This window comes from Zavarzinia aquatilis (genome assembly GCF_003173035.1).
In the GTDB taxonomy this organism is placed as follows: domain Bacteria; phylum Pseudomonadota; class Alphaproteobacteria; order Zavarziniales; family Zavarziniaceae; genus Zavarzinia; species Zavarzinia aquatilis.
The window spans coordinates 1-14,621 of record NZ_QGLE01000005.1 but is presented as its reverse complement, the minus strand read 5'-3'; the positions used below and the strand labels follow the sequence as shown (position 1 = coordinate 14,621).

Genomic DNA, 14,621 nt, shown 5'->3' with positions numbered 1-14,621 from the left:
GGTATTTCCTTCTTTTTCCCTCCCATCCTGCGGCAGGAATGACACGGCCGTCCATCGACAGGCCGTGCTGCGATGCGATAGACTCACGGCATCATCTTCCCGCCACAAATGAAGTGTCTGGTTCCGACATGGTACGCCGCCTGACCGATGAACCCCTGCTCACCCGCGGTGTCGCCGCGGAAACCTCGCGTCCCGGTCACATCGGCCGGGTGGAGCCGGTGGTCGGACCACCGCCGCGCGGCCGGCGCGGGCCGGACTGGGGCCTTGTCCTCATCACCGCCGCATTTCTGGGCGGGGCCGCCGGGCTTGTCTATTTCGGCTACATGAGCCGGAAGGGCGAATCGCTGGCCGCGGGCGAGACGCGAATCATCGCCGGCCGGCCGGACACGGTGATTCCCGATTCGGGCCAGGGCGGCGCGCCGATCCTGACCCCCACCGGTTCGACCAAGCCGGGCAGCACGGCCGGCGCCCCGCCGCCCGCAGCCGCCGATGGCAGCGGCTATTCGCTCAGCAGCCCGGCCCAGGGCGGCGACGTCGGCACTCGCCCCTCGGCCCATTCCGCGCCGGAGCCGCAGGGAACCTCGAAGCCGCGCCCGACCTCCAGCGCGCCCGGCGTGCTGCAGGCGCCGTCGGGGATGAAGCCGGTCAAATAGCCGTTTTCGCCCGCGCGGAAAAAAAACCACACACGGCTTGCACATCCCGCCGCCCTGTGGCAGTTTCCGCGCCCTGAACGCAGGCGCTGCCGTAGCTCAGTGGTAGAGCACTCCCTTGGTAAGGGAGAGGTCGACAGTTCAATCCTGTCCGGCAGCACCAGTTCAGATCCCCCCCCGATACCTCGACTTTCGTCCGATAGAGACCAGCGCCTTTGCGCTTGGCCTGCCTGTCCGACGCGAGCACAATCGCGCCCAAGCTCGCAGAAATAGGGAGCGCCCGGGGGATGATCAGAACCGTCGATCTTTCGATGAAGAAGATGCCGCGTCAGCGCCGCGCCGAAGTCACGGTCGAGGCGATGATTGATGCCGCATCCGAGTTGCTCGCCACCCAGCCCTATGACAGCGTCACCACCAACCGGATCGCGGAACGCGCCGGGGTCGGCATCGGCTCGCTCTATCAGTATTTCCCGAACAAGGAGGCGATCGTCGCGCGGGTCGTCACCTATTGGGTGCAGGACATGCTGGAAGAAGTCGGCAACGCCCTGTCGACATCCGAACAGCTGCCTCTCGAAGACGCGGCCTTCGAGGTGATTTCGGCGCTTTTTCGGGTGGCAGACCGGCATCGGAACAAGGTCCACCTCATCCTCGAAGTGATCCCCTTCGCGTTACAGATCCCGGCGGTCGCCAGTCTGCCGCGCACCCTCGCGACGATGTCGGCCCACGCCCAGCTCTCGATCCGCGACCGCCTGCACTTCACCCGGCCCGATGCCGCCTACCATGTGCTCCTGCTGATGATCCGGGCGTCCATCGTCGAGACGGCATTGCATTGCCCGCCCCACCTCTCCCGCGCGGAGCTGGAGAGGACGATCGCGGACTTCCTGGCGCGGATCATGGCCGGTAACGCCGCCCCGGCCGCGGCCTGACCGACCGACTTTCCCGTCTGCATCGCCCGACGGCGCCAAGCGCACGGCCACAGGGACTGACGTATCGTCACGACCGCCCTGCGTGCATTCCCTTTCGCGCCGCCCGCGCCGATCCCTCCCTGCCGGGCCGATCTCCGCCAAATCCCCTCTGATCAGAGGGGTGCCGGATTCGGGGCCTCGGCGCAGCCTGTGGGCAAGAACACAAGCAAATGCAGGCTGGGGCAGATGATCGGCACAACGGTGGACACTTCCATTTTCGGACCTCGCATCGGGCGCTGGCTCTATGGGCTGCGCGCCGTGCGCGGCCTGACGGTCGACGACCTGGCGACCCGTTCGGGCCTTCGCCCCGAACGGGTCGTTGAAGTCGAGAAGGGCCTCGGCCGGCCAGCCGGGATCGACGAATTGGGCGAGTTGCTTCATGCCATCGACCCCGCCCTGCTCTGCAGGCTGGTCGAATTCGCCAGCAACCTCGGCGCTGCTTCCAACAGCATCGGCGATGCCTGCGACCTGTCGCATCTGGCCAGCCGGCTGGTCGCGGCCTTTGGCGGCGTGACCTCGGTCGCGACAAGGGATGCGGTCGCCGACCTGGTCGAGACCATCGCGGGCACGACCATTCGCCACTACCACGCTTAGTCGCACCCGGGGACAAAAAATACCCCTCTGATCAGCCAGGCGCGGTTAATACACCTTTAATTGTTTCATTGCCTACCACAACTTGGAGGCAGGCAATGATCGAGGTTATCGGCCCCTGGAATCGGGCGAACCACACGCGCACGCTTGAGGCGATGTTCCGCCTGAGGCATCAGGTTTTTGTCGAGGAAATGGGCTGGCAGCTGCCCTTGGCGAAGGACGGCCTGGAAATCGACCAGTTCGACACCGCGCGCACCATCTATCTGGTCTGTCGCGGGGACGATGGCGACATCGCCGGTTCGATGCGGCTCATCCCTTCGGTGCTGCCGCATCTGCTGGGCGATGTCTTCCCCGGGCTGTGCAATGGGCCCGTCCCGCGCGGTCCGGCGATTTTCGAGAGCAGCCGCAGCTGTGTGTCGCGCCGGGTGCGCGAAACCGACCGCAGGGGCACGGTCTGGGGCGCCCTGTCCTGCGGCATGATCGAATACGCCATGCTGCGCGAACTCGATTTCATCACCGCGGTCATGGACCGGCGCATGGTCGGCATGGCGCAGGCCGCCGACTGGCACCTGAACGTCCTCGGGCCTGAAATCGAGATGGGCGGAATCGGTGTCGTCGGCGTCACCATGCCGATCGACGAGATCGCGCTGCAAACCGTGCGCCGGCAGCGTGGCGTGCCCGATCCGGTGCTGAGCCTGCGCTTCACCGACGCCGCCATCGCCGCCTGAGCGGGCTTAAGGGTAGAGCAACCCGAGGCGAATGGCCGCGACGATGGCCTGAATACGTGTCGAGGCGCCGAATTTCCGCTTCGCGCCCTCGACATGCCAGTGCACGGTGGTCTCGCTGATGTTCAGGATCTGCGCGATCGCCCAGTCGGACTTGCCGGCGGCGACCCAATGCAGGCAATCCCGCTCACGCTTGGTCAGGTTCGGCATATCCTCGACCCAACCCCGGCGCACCAGCAGCCGGGCACGGTCATGGGCGACGGTGGCGAGAAAGCGCAGCGACATCAGCACGCGCGGATCGTCATCCACCTTGCCGCCGGCGAAGGTCACCTCGGCGCAATATCCGGCCGGGCCATGAATCGGGATGGTCAGACCGTTGCGCAGGCCAAAACTCGTCGCCTCGTTCATGATCTTGCGTTGCGCCGTCGTCGAGTGCGCCGAGGCCTCCGCCCAGGTGAAGGGCAGCACATCGGAAGCCGCCCGGCGAAACACCGGGTCGATCAGGGCGAATTCTCGCGTGACGTAATGTTCGACCCAGGCCTCCGGCATTTTGACGATGGCCAGCGCCTCGGGATGCAGTTTGTTGGTCTTGGGAATTTCCATGCAGGCGGAATGCCCATAGCCGTGAACCCCCGCCACCCCGGCGAGCACGTCGAAAGCCCCTATCGCAGTCTCAGCCCGGTCGATCCGGTCCGCCACATCCAGAAGATTGATCACGCGCGCGCCCCACCCCGCTCAATGCCCGCGACAATTGTCCACCGCTTCGCGCATTTCGCCAAGTGCCCGTGCATCATCCAGCAAACGATTGAGGGCTTCCATGCCATGATCGCGGCGGATGCGCTCGATGACGAAGATCAGCATGGCTTCGAGATCGCCGATCGGCATGGGCCGGCGGTTTCGGCCACGCTCGGTCGATTGCCGCCACTCCTCTTCGAGGAGATGGCGCAGCACGCCATCGCCGAGCGAAGACGCGATGGCATGGACAACCGCCCGCAGCTTGGCCGCGGCTACCGTATCGTCGCAAGGCAACTCCACGGGGGAGGTACTACGGCCCATGTCAGCAACCTACTAAAAGTTGTTATGAAACATACACCGCTACTATTGCCGGTTCAAGCCCCGACCGGCCAGCCCGGTGGCGCCAATCCCGCGTCACGCCAATAACGAAGCGCGGTGCTCCAGGCGCCGAGGGCTTCCGTGGCGGCGATATTGAACAGCAGCCCCCGCAAGCCCTGCGCAGTATCGCCAAGGCCGCAGAGTGCGAGGCAGCGCAACATGCGGGTAAAGCGCAGGTGATTGTGGTCGATCGGGCCGAGCCAATCGCTGAACGGCCCGGGGAACCCTTCGCCCCGGCTGAACATGTCACCGACCCGCCGGATGCCGTAAAGCCGCATCATGGTATCGGTCGAGGTCAGCAGTGCCTGGCGCAAGGCCACGCTTGCCGCGATCCGCGCCGCGTCGTCGGGGGTCAGCAAGGGCGCGTCGAGGTTGGCGCCGCTCGGCTCGGGCAGCGGGAACAGCCATTGGATGAAATCGTGACGGCTTTCCAGCCAGGTTTCGGGCTTGCGCCAGATGTCGCCGATCATCCGCCCGGCGGTATCGGGCTCTTCGCCCGCCAGAAACGATGTGAGATGCGTCACCAATCCGCTCCCTGACGCTTGCTCCCTCGCCTTGTCCCGGCCACCCTCATGTCGCAATCCCACCCGGATTGCGCGATACAAGACCGGGGATGAAGCGTTCCCGGGGGGAAAGTGACCATGCGCCTGAACCTGCGCCTGAAAAAAACGCGCTCTCTGATGCTCGCCGCCACGGCCGGCTATGGTGTCTGGGTGAGCACGCCCGCCCTCGCCGACGGCCTCGAACTCGACCGTGTCATGCTCTCGACCGGCGGCGTCGGCTATTTCGAGTATGAGGCCAAGGTGAGCGGTAACGCCACCCTCACGCTCGACGTTCCGCTCGATCAGGTCGACGACGTCCTGAAAAGCCTCGTCGTCTTCGACGACAAGGGCGGGGTCGGCGGGGTGGAACTCGCCGGGCGCGAACCGATCGCCCAGATGTTCCGCGATCTGCCCTTCGGGCCGGAGGCGCTGGAATCGCCGGTCGCCCTCCTCAACGCGCTCCAGGGCAGCGAGGTCGTGACCGGTGGCAGCCGGATGCTGCGCGGCCGCCTGTTGAAGGTCGAGGCGGAGACCCGCGACCTGCCGGGCGATCAGGGCACCGTCACCCGCAACCGCATCACCCTGCTGACGGGCGAAGGCATCCAGCAACTGGTGCTGGAAGACGCCGAGTCGATCAAATTCGCCGATCCCGTCCTGCAAGGTCAGGTCGACAAGGCGCTGGCCGGCATCGCGCAGGCTCACGCGCGCGACCGCCGCTCGCTGACCATCACCGCGACGGGCAGCGGCAGCCGCACCCTGCGGGTCGCCTATGTCACCGGGACGCCCCTGTGGAAGACGTCCTATCGCCTGTCCCTGCCCGCCGACACGGCCTCGGCCAAGGCCAATCTTCAGGGCTGGGCGGTGCTGGAAAACACCAGCGGCCAGGACTGGAAGAATGTCGAGCTGACCCTCGTCTCGGGCAGCCCGGTCACCTTCCGCCAGGCGCTCTATGCCTCCTATTACGTCGACCGGCCGGAAGTCCCGGTCGAGGTGGTGGGCCGCATCCTGCCCAATGTCGACACGGGCGGCAGCGCCTTGGCCGAGATGGCCGATGCCGCGCCCAAGGACTACGAGCTGCAGGACCGTTCCCGGGCCTTCGCCGCCGGCGCCGTGGGTGCCGCCCCGCCCATGCCGGTCGCGGCCCCGGCCCCCATGGCCGCGGGCGCGGGGCCAGGCCTCGCGGAAGGCACGACCGAGGTCGCCTCGACCGAAGCCCTGACCCAGGTGGTCTTCCGTCTGGAAAAGCCGGTGTCCGTCGCCTCCGGCCGCTCGCTCTCGGTGCCGATCGTCGACCGCGACGTGCCGGCCGCCCGTCTCGCGCTCTATCAGCCCGGCGTGCACGACCGGCACCCGCTGGCCGCCGTCCGTCTGACCAACGACGGCGAGACCGGCCTGCCGCCGGGCATCCTCACCCTCTACGAACAGGGGCCGACCGGCTTTGCCTATGTCGGCGACGCCCGCCTCGCCGTGCTGCCCGCGGGGGAGGAGCGGATGGTCTCCTACGCCCTCGACCAGAAACTGCGCGTCGACCATGCCGAAACCAGCGATTCGACCCTGACCGCGGGCAGCATCGCTGGCGGCGTGTTCCGCTACGAGACGGTGGAGCGGCGGACCATGACCTACCGCATCGCCGCCCCGGCGCGCGAAGCCCGCAGCATGATCCTCGAATTGCCGAAACTCTCCGGCTACACGGTGGTCGCGCCGGCTTCAGGGGTGGAGGAGACCGACCGCTACTGGCGCGTGCCGGCGACGCTGGACGCCGGCAAGACCGTCGAGGTGAAGGTGGTGGCCGAGCGTAAAGGCGCCTCTGGACTCGCCATCGCCAATCTGAACGATGCCCAGATCGCCTATTACGGCGCCAGCGGCGCCATCGACGCCAAGACCAAGGCCGCTTTCGCCAAGCTGGCGGAGTTGCGCCGGGCGATCAGCAGCCGCGACGCCGTGATCGAGGGCGCGAACGACAAGCTCGCCCGCCTCGGCGAGGAGCAGGCGCGCCTGCGCGAGAATCTCGCCAGCGTGCCCAAGGACACCGACCTTTATCGCCGCTATCTGAAGAAGCTCGACGAGCAGGAAACCGCGATCGAGAAACTGCAGGCCAGCCTCGCCGAAGCGCAGGACGCCCGCGAGACGGCGGTCGCCAAGCTTGACGAGTTCATCGCCGGCCTCTGACCCCCGGCGCCAATTGCACCCACGCCCCCCGGCCGAAATAAGGGCCGGGGGCTTCATCTGTTGCGGGCGGGCGCGCGGCCGTGGATCATGCCGCCATGTCGCCCCTCGGCCGTATCGCCAGCCCCCTTGTCCTCGCCGCCGCCGGTATAGCCGGGGCCTGGGCGACGACGGCCAGTTTCGAGCGGGCATCCGTGCTCTGGCAGGAGCCGGACTGGCCGGCCGCGACCGCCGAGGTCCTCGACATCACCGAAGATGCCGCCGCCGGCTTTCGCCTGCATGTCCGCTTCATGCCCCGGGGCCATGGCCCGGTCGACGCGGTGACGCGCGACCCCATCGGCGAGGCGCAGGTGGCGATCCTGCGCGAAGCCGCGCAGAAGACGGCGGGGGGCAAACCCACCGCCCTCGTCTATTATCGGCCGGACCAGCCACGGGACGTGCGCGTCGGCGGACACGAGCGCGGCGCGCGGGCGATGGCGGCCGGCTTCGGCGCCCTCGGCCTGCTGCTGGCCGTGTTGTCGATCCTCGCTCTCGGCCGGGCCGGCGGGGCGGCGGTCAGCCTCGCAGAATCCCGACCATCAGGAAATATTGCCCCAGGTAGTAAGTCGCCCAGATGAGGTGATGGACCCCGGCGAAGGGCGAGCCGAAACGCGAGACGGCGATCATCGCGTCCGAGCCCATGAACAGCAGCGCGCCCAGGGCGACGAAGACCGTGCTCGCCGGCAGGACCAAAGCCCCCGCCACCATGACGACGATCACCGACATATAGACGGCGACCGGCACCACCATCTCGCCAAGGCCCTGCCGCAGGCTGGCGAAAAGGCCGAACGCGAGGGCGACGCAGACGACGAGCATGACGAGGCGCAAAGGCTCGGCCCGCAGGCCGAAATGGCCGATCACCCAGGCGAAAATGGCGATATAGGCGAGATGGGCGAGCAGGAAGGAGCCCAGCCCGAAGATGAACCAGCGCTTCTCGTCGCGAAGCGCCAGGAAGACATCGCCCGCGGTCGACAGCGCCAGCGCGGCGACCAGCAGGATGCCGAGCAGCGGCCCGCCCGGAATGGAAATGGCGACAAGAAGGACGAGCGCGCCAATGGGCACCGCCTTCAGCCAGGGCATCAGCGGATACCATTCGCCCCCGGTCCGGCCGAGATAGACGACCGAGGTCACCAGCGAGAGAACGAACAGGCCATAGCGCAGGGTGTCGAGCCCGTCGCCCCGGGGGCCGAGCAGCGGAACGGAGAGCATCGGGATCGCCTCGCCGGAAGAAATACGGGGAGGCGGAAAACCGCCTCCCCGAAAGGGCTCAGAGGATTTCGAACAGGCCGGCCGCGCCCATGCCGCCGCCGATGCACATGGTGACGACGCCGTATTTGGCGCCGCGGCGCTTGCCCTCGATCAGCAGATGGCCGGTCATGCGGGCACCCGACATGCCATAGGGATGGCCGATGGAGATCGCGCCGCCCGAGACGTTCAGCTTTTCCATCGGAATGCCGAGACGGTCGCGGCAATAGACGACCTGCACCGCGAAGGCTTCGTTCAGCTCCCAGATGTCGATGTCATCGACCTTCAGGCCATGACGGGCGAGCAGCTTCGGCACGGCGAACACCGGGCCGATGCCCATCTCGTCCGGCTCGCAGCCGGCGACGGCGAAACCGCGGAACACGCCGAGCGGCTTCAGGCCCTTCTTCTCGGCGATCTTGGCTTCCATCAGCACGCAGGCCGAGGCACCGTCCGACAGCTGCGAGGCATTGCCGGCGGTGACGACGCCGCCGCCCTTCACCGGCTGCAGCTTCTGCAGACCCTCGAGGGTGGTCTCGGGCCGGTTGCCTTCGTCCTTCTTCAGTTCGGTCTCGACGTCGGAAACCTGGCCGGTCGCCTTGTCCATCACCTTCATGACCGACTTCAGCGGCACGATTTCATCGTTGAAGGCGCCGGCCGCCTGGGCCGCGGCGGTGCGCTGCTGGCTCGACAGCGAATATTCGTCCTGCACGTCGCGCGAGACATTGTAGCGTGCGCCGACGAGATCGGCGGTGTCGAGCATCGGCATCCACAGGGACGGCTTGTGCTCCATCAGCCAGTCTTCGGTGAAGTAATTGACGTTCAGGTTGTTCTGGACGAGCGAGATGGACTCGAGCCCGCCGCCAACCATCACGTCCGCGTTGCCGGCCACGATCTGCTGGGCGGCAAGGGCGATGGCGTTGAGGCCCGACGAACAGAAACGGTTCAGCGTCGCGCCCGGGACCGAAACCGGCAGGCCAGCGCGGATCGCCGCATTGCGGGCGACGTTATGACCGGCCGCGCCTTCCGGCAGGCCGACGCCAATATAGACGTCGTCGATTTCCGCGCCCTCGATGCCGGCGCGGGCGACGGCGTGCTGAATCGCGTGACCGCCCAGGGTGGCGCCATGGGTCGCGTTGAACGCACCGCGGAACGCCTTGCCGATGGGGGTGCGGGCGGTCGAGACGATGACGGCTTCTCTCATGATGGAGCTCTCCTCAATGACTTGGACCCTTGTGGGTCTCTGGATGCGCGGGGCCTTGATAGCGCGCTCCAAAACCCGCCGAAACAGATTTCTGTGGCCGGGGCGGCATTTGTCGGCACCGCTTCATGTGGCAATGCGAAATTGGCGGTTCACAACGGCGGATGGCATCGCTAAGAAAAATGAACAAACTGTCATGTTCACGAGGACGCGAACCCATGGCCCTGCCCCAGCCTTTCTTCGATTTTCCCGGCTTCCTCGGCCTGATCGGGCCGGTCCGCACCGAGAAGACGGAAGGGGCGCCCTGGACCTTCTCCTTCACCGTGGGCGAGCAGCACCTGAATCCGGGCGGCGTTTGCCACGGCGGCATGTTGATGAGCTTCGCCGACCACGTGCTCGGCACCGTCGTCTGGGAATCCATCGGCTACAAGCCGTGTTCGACCATCACCCTGAACTGCGATTTCGCGACGGCGGCCAAGCCGGGCGACCTCGTCGAGGGCGAGGCGCGCATCACCCGCTCCACCCGCTCGCTCATCTTCGTCAACGGCGTGCTGACCTGCCGGGGCGCCATCGTGATGCAGGCGACCGGCATCTGGAAGGTACTGGGCGCGTGAGCGATCTCGACACGCCCGAAGGCTGGGCCCCGATCGTCACCCACGACCCGTTCGAAAAGGACGTCTTCGGCGAACGCGGCCCGGGGGCCGAGGGCGGCACGGTCACCTTCGCCTTCTACGACCGGATCGAGGACGGCAGGCGCATCTTCGCCTTCCGGCCCGAAACCCGTCACGCCAATGGCCTCGGCATCGTCCATGGCGGCGCGATCATGACCTTTTTCGATGCCTCGCTCGGCTCCGCCGCCTGGGACGCGGTCGACCGCAGCCCGGCGGTCACCCTGACCCTGACCTCGGAATTCCTGTCCCCGTCGCGCCCCGGCGATCTGCTGATCTGCCGGCCGACGGTGACGCGGAAGGCCCGCTCCGTCCTCTTCGTCCGGGGCGAAATCACCATCGGCAGCCGCCTGGTCGCGACCGCCAATTCGGTCTGGAAAGTCCTGGGCGCCTGACCTCGGGACTCGTCACCCCGGCGCAGGCCGGGAAAAACTCAATGCTCCCCGTGCAGGCGGCGCTTCATCCGGCGCATCCCCATCCACACGGCGCCGAGCACCAGCGGCAAAGCGAAGGCGACCACCTGGGTCGCGTGGGGCAGGCCGGGCACGACCTCTTCGACACCCTTCAGGAAATAGCTGATCAGCCCGACGACGTAATAGCTGATGACGACGACCGACAGGCCCTCGACCGTTTCCTGCAGCCGCAGTTGAAGGCCCGCGCGCTTTTCCATCGAGCGCAGCAATTCCTGGTTCTGGGCCTGCAGCGCGATCTCGACCCGGGCGCGCAGGATCTGGCTCGACCGGGCGACGCGCTGGGACAGGCTTTCCTGCCGCGCGGCGGCGGATTCGCAGGTGCGCATGGCCGGGGTCAGGCGCCGGTTCATGAAATAGCCGACGGTCTCGAACCCGCCGATCGGGGTTTCCCGGTTCTCGGCGATGCGGTCCTCGACCAGGGCGTAATAGGCCCGCGCGGCGCCGAAGCGCCAGGCGCTTTCCGCCACCAGATTCTCGACCTCGGCGGCGATGGAGCCGAGTTCGGTCAGGAGCGCGGCGTCATCCGCCCGCTCCCCTTCCGCCTTCGACGGGGTGAAGGCCCCGGTCAACTCCGCCAGCCGCCGGTCGAGCACGGTGGTGCGCTGGTTCACCCGCTGCGCCAGCGGCAGCGCCAGCAGCGCCAGCATCCGGTAGGTTTCGATATCGAGGAAACGCTGCACGACATTGCCGATGGTGCGCGGCACCAGATCCTCGCGCACGCCCATGATCAGCTTCACCTCGCCATCCATGCCGAGGCGGAAGTCCGACCAGATTTCCGCCCGCCCCTGACCGAGGTTGCTGGCGACGAGGTTGCCCGGATCGAAATGGGCCATGGCCGCCGCTTCCGCCGCGACCGTGCCCTGATGCACTTCGAAATCGACCACGGCGAGATTGCTGCCCGGCGCGCCCGCGATCATGTCGCGGATGCGCTGCTCGACCGGCGCCATGCCCGCCCCGGGCACGACCACGGTCCAGGCGCAGCATTCGGTGTAGCGCTCCCATTTGACCGTGGCGCCGTCGAGGCTGAAGCGATATTGCCGCGCCCCCGCCCGGGGCGCCTGCAGGCCGAGGCTGTCGCACAGACCGATCAGGTAGCCAAGGTCGGCCGAGGGATCGACGGCGCCATGGCGCGCCACATGCAGGATGCGCGCCGGCGCATGGACGGCCATGGTCGGCCGGGCGTGCAATTCGTCGGCGAGACGCTGGCGCGCCGGGTGCATCCCGCCGAAGCCGACCATGTCCTGCAGGCTGTCGGGCATCAGGCGGCCTCGCTGGCCCCGGCCGCTTCGGTCGCGGTCACGTCGGCGCCGGCCGACAGGGTGCGGCTGACCGGGCAGCGGTCGGCGATGGAAATGAGCTGGGCGCGCTGCGCCTCGTCGAGGGCGCCCGTCAGGGTGATGCGGCGCTCGAAACGGTCGCGCGTGCCCTTGCCATCGGCGCTTGCCGCGACGACATGGCGGATCACCACCGAGACATGATCGAGGGGAAGCTTCTTGCGCCCGGCATACATGCGCAGGGTCATGCAGGTGCAGGCGCCGAGCCCGGCCATCACCAGCTCGAACGGATCGGGCCCCGTGTCCTTGCCGCCCAGGGCTTCCGGCTCGTCCGCGCCGAAGACATGGTGACCGATGGTCACGACCTGACCATAGGGGCCGTTGCCGCTCTCGCTGACCGACACTTCGTGACGATGGGCTTCGCTCATGTCTTCTCCCCGGGTTCTTATTGCTGGACCAGAATGCATAATGAAGCGGTTTCCGCCATTGGCGAGAGGGATGACATGCGACCGATGCGCCCAGCGGCGCTGCTGACGGCAAGGCCATGCGGGCACTGATCGCGGGGGCCGGCGTGATCGGCCTCGCCATCGGCCGCGCCCTCGCCCGCAAGGGAATCGAGGTCATCGTGGCGGAAGCCGCCGCGGCCATCGGCTCCGGCATCTCCGCCCGCAACAGCGAGGTGATCCACGCCGGGCTCTATTACCCGACGGGCAGCCTGCGCCACCGCCTCTGCATGTCGGGACGCCGCGCGCTCTATCCCTATCTGGCCGACCACGGCATCGGCCACCGGCGCTGCGGCAAGCTGGTGGTGGCGACCGATGACGTGGAGATCGCGAAGATCGAGGCCATCGCCGGCCTCGCCACCTGCAACGGTGTCGAAGGGCTGCGCCTGCTGACCGGGGCGGAAGCCCGCGCGCTGGAGCCTTCGCTGGCCTGCGTCGCCGCCCTGTTCAGTCCCGGGACCGGCATTCTCGACAGCCACGGCCTCATGCTCTCGCTTCAGGGCGAGATCGAGGACGCGGGCGGCGCCATCGCCCTCGCCACCCCCATCGAGCGGGCGAGCCGGAAAGACGGGCGCTGGCTGATCGGCTTCGGCGGGCGCGAGCCGGGCGCGATCGAGGCCGATATCCTGATCAATGCCGCCGGCCTCGGCGCGCAGGCCCTGGCGGGGGCGATCGAGGGGTATCCGGCGGCCCTTATCCCGCCCCTCGTCCTCGCCAAGGGCCATTATTTCGCCTATGGCCACGCGCCCGTGTTCCGGCACCTGATCTATCCGGCGCCGGTCGATGGCGGGCTCGGTGTCCATGTCACTCTCGACCTCGGCGGTCGGATGCGCTTCGGGCCGGACGTCGAATGGCTGGACGCGGTGGATTACCGGGTCGATCCCGCCCGGGCGGCCGGCTTCGAGGCCGGCATCCGCCGCTATTTTCCCGGCCTGCCGCCCGGATCGCTGGTGCCCGATTACGCCGGCATAAGGCCGAAGCTGACCGGCCCGGGCGCGCCGGCCGCCGATTTCCGCATCGACGGGCCGGAAGCGCATGGCCGGCCCGGCCTCGTCGCCCTGTTCGGGATCGAGAGTCCGGGCCTCACCGCCTGCCTCGCCGTCGCCGACGAGGTCTTGGTCCGGCTCGGTCTCTGATGCCCCTCTCTCGTCATGCTGGCGCAGGCCGGCATCTTTCTCCGGCAAAGGCGCCCCCTCCGTGAGGAGGCCCCGGCCTGCGCCGGGGCGACGAGCGTATCAGACCCGGGTCAGGGCCGACCTTCCGCCAGCGCCTCGCGGAAGCGTTCGGCGTCGCTGCGCGCCGGCAATTCGCGGTTGACCAGCCACAGGCCGGTGCCGACCAGCACGCCGCCCAGCCCCTGCAGCCAGCCGATGCCGGTATCGAGCACGGCCCAGGACACCAGCGTGGCGAACAGCGGCGCGAGGAACAGGTAACCGCTCGACCGCGTGGCACCGCCCTTGCGCAGGGCGATGAACCACAGGCCGAAGGACGCGGTGGACCCCGGAATCGCCAGCCACAGGAACCACAGCCATTGCACCGGCGTCGTCCCCGGCGGCCATTCCTGTCCGCGCAAAGCAGCGAAGAGCAGCAGCGCGACCGAACCCGAGAACATCTGCCAGAAGCTGAGGCTCCAGGCCGGCATGGGCAGGTTGCTGCGCTTGTTGACGATGGTCGAGGTCGCCCACGCAAGGGCGGAGCCAAGGCCGATCAGCGCGCCGATCAGGGCATCGTCGCCGCCGCCCATGCCGCTGACCCCGATGGCCAGCGCCGCCCCGCACAGGCCGAGCACGAGGCCGACCACCCGCACCCCATGCAGGGGCTCGCCCAGGAACACCCGGCCGAGCAGGGCGACCCAGACCGGATTGGTGAACAGCAGGATCGCCGCGGTCGAGGCCGAGACATGCTCCATGGCGAGGAACAGCAGGCCCATGGTCAGCGCCGTCTGCAACACGCCGATCAGGGCCGCCAGCGCCCAGCGCCGCGCGCCCAGCCCCTTGGGAAACAGGTTCTGCCACAGACCGCCGTCGGACAGGGCGAGCAGCGGCAGGGTGGCGACAGCCGCCAGCAGGAAGCGCCAGCCGACCAGCAGGATCGCCGGCACGCCGTGGATCAGCAGGATCTTGCCGGCGACGAAGCTCGATCCCATCAGGAAGGTCGCCGCGACCAGGGTCGCGAGATAGGGCAGCCGGCCGCCCCGCATCACCGCCGCCGCCCCGCGGGGCCGATCGCTCGCCGATCCGTCATCACCGTCCTCCCGATCTGTTCTTGGGTCCATGAACCCATCGGGGCAGCGCGGGCACAAGCCGGCCAAACGTCATGCCCGCATGTCGCGGGCGCAGGCGTCGCCCTAGGTTCTGTACCCATAAACGGGATTCCCAAAGAAGCGGAGCCGTGATTCAAACTTCCTGATACAAGGGAGTTCGCTCATGGCCCGCTTCGATCTGTCGGACAAGGAATGGTCGATTATAG

The 14,621-nt window shown here is 67.8% G+C and carries 17 protein-coding genes and 1 tRNA gene; 10 read left to right on the top strand and 8 right to left on the bottom strand.

Features of this window, described 5'->3' with window-relative positions:
- Positions 1-128: 128 nt before the first annotated feature.
- From DKG74_RS09890 to DKG74_RS09870, 5 genes are all read left to right on the top strand, one after another.
- Complete coding sequence (locus tag DKG74_RS09890) at positions 129-653, top strand: hypothetical protein (RefSeq protein WP_109905250.1); 525 nt, start codon at positions 129-131, stop codon at positions 651-653.
- Positions 654-738: 85 nt separating this feature from the next.
- Positions 739-813, top strand: a tRNA-Thr gene (locus DKG74_RS09885).
- A 124-nt stretch (positions 814-937) separates the two neighbouring features.
- The gene (locus DKG74_RS09880; RefSeq protein ID WP_109905248.1) at positions 938-1,576 is read left to right on the top strand and encodes a TetR/AcrR family transcriptional regulator; all 639 of its coding nucleotides are present in this window, start codon (positions 938-940) and stop codon (positions 1,574-1,576) included.
- 225 nt (positions 1,577-1,801) lie between these two features.
- Positions 1,802-2,209 (top strand): helix-turn-helix domain-containing protein, encoded by a 408-nt coding sequence (locus DKG74_RS09875; protein ID WP_109905246.1) that lies wholly within the window; start codon positions 1,802-1,804, stop codon positions 2,207-2,209.
- Between the two features lie 95 nt (positions 2,210-2,304).
- Positions 2,305-2,934, top strand: a complete 630-nt coding sequence (locus DKG74_RS09870) for an acyl-homoserine-lactone synthase (RefSeq protein WP_109905244.1) — start codon at positions 2,305-2,307, stop codon at positions 2,932-2,934.
- 6 nt (positions 2,935-2,940) lie between these two features.
- Here DKG74_RS09870 and DKG74_RS09865 read toward each other — a convergent pair whose 3' ends face one another.
- Genes DKG74_RS09865 through DKG74_RS09855 form a run of 3 tightly spaced genes read right to left on the bottom strand, consistent with a single transcriptional unit; the run spans position 2,941 to position 4,568 of the window.
- A complete protein-coding gene (locus tag DKG74_RS09865) occupies positions 2,941-3,648 on the bottom strand; it encodes a helix-turn-helix transcriptional regulator (protein ID WP_109905242.1) in 708 nt (235 codons plus the stop codon).
- Positions 3,649-3,666: 18 nt separating this feature from the next.
- A complete protein-coding gene (locus tag DKG74_RS09860) occupies positions 3,667-3,987 on the bottom strand; it encodes a hypothetical protein (RefSeq protein WP_133251554.1) in 321 nt (106 codons plus the stop codon).
- Between the two features lie 53 nt (positions 3,988-4,040).
- Positions 4,041-4,568, bottom strand: coding sequence for an opioid growth factor receptor-related protein (locus DKG74_RS09855; RefSeq protein ID WP_133251553.1), 528 nt, complete (start codon positions 4,566-4,568; stop codon positions 4,041-4,043).
- Between the two features lie 117 nt (positions 4,569-4,685).
- Here DKG74_RS09855 and DKG74_RS09850 point away from each other — a divergent pair, with 117 nt between their 5' ends.
- Both DKG74_RS09850 and DKG74_RS09845 read left to right on the top strand, forming a co-directional pair.
- Positions 4,686-6,755 carry a DUF4139 domain-containing protein gene (locus tag DKG74_RS09850; RefSeq protein ID WP_109905236.1) on the top strand — a complete coding sequence of 690 codons (2,070 nt, stop codon included), beginning with the start codon at positions 4,686-4,688 and terminating at the stop codon, positions 6,753-6,755.
- Positions 6,756-6,835: 80 nt separating this feature from the next.
- Complete coding sequence (locus DKG74_RS09845; RefSeq protein ID WP_109905234.1) at positions 6,836-7,369, top strand: DUF3592 domain-containing protein; 534 nt, start codon at positions 6,836-6,838, stop codon at positions 7,367-7,369.
- On the opposite strand, the gene DKG74_RS09840 is transcribed toward DKG74_RS09845, so the two are convergent.
- Both DKG74_RS09840 and DKG74_RS09835 read right to left on the bottom strand, forming a co-directional pair.
- Positions 7,308-8,000, bottom strand: coding sequence for a lysoplasmalogenase (locus tag DKG74_RS09840; protein ID WP_109905232.1), 693 nt, complete (start codon positions 7,998-8,000; stop codon positions 7,308-7,310). The genes DKG74_RS09845 and DKG74_RS09840 overlap by 62 nt on opposite strands.
- A gap of 58 nt (positions 8,001-8,058) precedes the next feature.
- Positions 8,059-9,237 carry an acetyl-CoA C-acyltransferase gene (locus DKG74_RS09835; RefSeq protein ID WP_109905230.1) on the bottom strand — a complete coding sequence of 393 codons (1,179 nt, stop codon included), beginning with the start codon at positions 9,235-9,237 and terminating at the stop codon, positions 8,059-8,061.
- Between the two features lie 215 nt (positions 9,238-9,452).
- Here DKG74_RS09835 and DKG74_RS09830 point away from each other — a divergent pair, with 215 nt between their 5' ends.
- Together DKG74_RS09830 and DKG74_RS09825 are read left to right on the top strand one after the other, a co-directional pair.
- Positions 9,453-9,848, top strand: coding sequence for a PaaI family thioesterase (locus DKG74_RS09830; RefSeq protein WP_165837619.1), 396 nt, complete (start codon positions 9,453-9,455; stop codon positions 9,846-9,848).
- Entirely contained in the window at positions 9,845-10,297 is a 453-nt protein-coding gene (locus DKG74_RS09825) for a PaaI family thioesterase (RefSeq protein WP_109905225.1), read from the top strand. Before DKG74_RS09830 ends, DKG74_RS09825 begins: the two co-directional genes overlap by 4 nt.
- Positions 10,298-10,335: 38 nt before the next feature.
- Here DKG74_RS09825 and DKG74_RS09820 read toward each other — a convergent pair whose 3' ends face one another.
- Complete coding sequence (locus tag DKG74_RS09820; protein WP_109905223.1) at positions 10,336-11,634, bottom strand: DUF3422 family protein; 1,299 nt, start codon at positions 11,632-11,634, stop codon at positions 10,336-10,338.
- Positions 11,634-12,077, bottom strand: a complete 444-nt coding sequence (locus DKG74_RS09815; protein ID WP_109905221.1) for an OsmC family protein — start codon at positions 12,075-12,077, stop codon at positions 11,634-11,636. The genes DKG74_RS09820 and DKG74_RS09815 overlap by 1 nt, the downstream gene beginning before the upstream one ends.
- Before the next feature lie 116 nt (positions 12,078-12,193).
- On the opposite strand from DKG74_RS09815, the gene DKG74_RS09810 reads away from it, so the two are divergent.
- Positions 12,194-13,288 carry an NAD(P)/FAD-dependent oxidoreductase gene (locus DKG74_RS09810; protein ID WP_109905219.1) on the top strand — a complete coding sequence of 365 codons (1,095 nt, stop codon included), beginning with the start codon at positions 12,194-12,196 and terminating at the stop codon, positions 13,286-13,288.
- 110 nt (positions 13,289-13,398) lie between these two features.
- On the opposite strand, the gene DKG74_RS09805 is transcribed toward DKG74_RS09810, so the two are convergent.
- Positions 13,399-14,427 (bottom strand): DMT family transporter, encoded by a 1,029-nt coding sequence (locus DKG74_RS09805; RefSeq protein ID WP_207779307.1) that lies wholly within the window; start codon positions 14,425-14,427, stop codon positions 13,399-13,401.
- Positions 14,428-14,621: the final 194 nt, after the last annotated feature.

Bases quoted from the DNA above. Each gene is read 5' to 3' on its own strand.
- DKG74_RS09880 (WP_109905248.1), top strand. From the start codon at position 938: ATGATCAGAACCGTCGATCTTTCGATGAAGAAGATGCCGCGTCAGCGC.
- DKG74_RS09875 (WP_109905246.1), top strand. From the start codon at position 1,802: ATGATCGGCACAACGGTGGACACTTCCATTTTCGGACCTCGCATCGGG.
- DKG74_RS09870 (WP_109905244.1), top strand. From the start codon at position 2,305: ATGATCGAGGTTATCGGCCCCTGGAATCGGGCGAACCACACGCGCACG.
- DKG74_RS09835 (WP_109905230.1), bottom strand. From the start codon at position 9,237: ATGAGAGAAGCCGTCATCGTCTCGACCGCCCGCACCCCCATCGGCAAG.
- DKG74_RS09805 (WP_207779307.1), bottom strand. From the start codon at position 14,427: ATGGACCCAAGAACAGATCGGGAGGACGGTGATGACGGATCGGCGAGC.
- DKG74_RS09810 (WP_109905219.1), top strand. From the start codon at position 12,194: ATGCGGGCACTGATCGCGGGGGCCGGCGTGATCGGCCTCGCCATCGGC.
- DKG74_RS09820 (WP_109905223.1), bottom strand. From the start codon at position 11,634: ATGCCCGACAGCCTGCAGGACATGGTCGGCTTCGGCGGGATGCACCCG.
- DKG74_RS09890 (WP_109905250.1), top strand. From the start codon at position 129: ATGGTACGCCGCCTGACCGATGAACCCCTGCTCACCCGCGGTGTCGCC.
- DKG74_RS09830 (WP_165837619.1), top strand. From the start codon at position 9,453: ATGGCCCTGCCCCAGCCTTTCTTCGATTTTCCCGGCTTCCTCGGCCTG.
- DKG74_RS09815 (WP_109905221.1), bottom strand. From the start codon at position 12,077: ATGAGCGAAGCCCATCGTCACGAAGTGTCGGTCAGCGAGAGCGGCAAC.
- DKG74_RS09850 (WP_109905236.1), top strand. From the start codon at position 4,686: ATGCGCCTGAACCTGCGCCTGAAAAAAACGCGCTCTCTGATGCTCGCC.
- DKG74_RS09840 (WP_109905232.1), bottom strand. From the start codon at position 8,000: ATGCTCTCCGTTCCGCTGCTCGGCCCCCGGGGCGACGGGCTCGACACC.
- DKG74_RS09860 (WP_133251554.1), bottom strand. From the start codon at position 3,987: ATGGGCCGTAGTACCTCCCCCGTGGAGTTGCCTTGCGACGATACGGTA.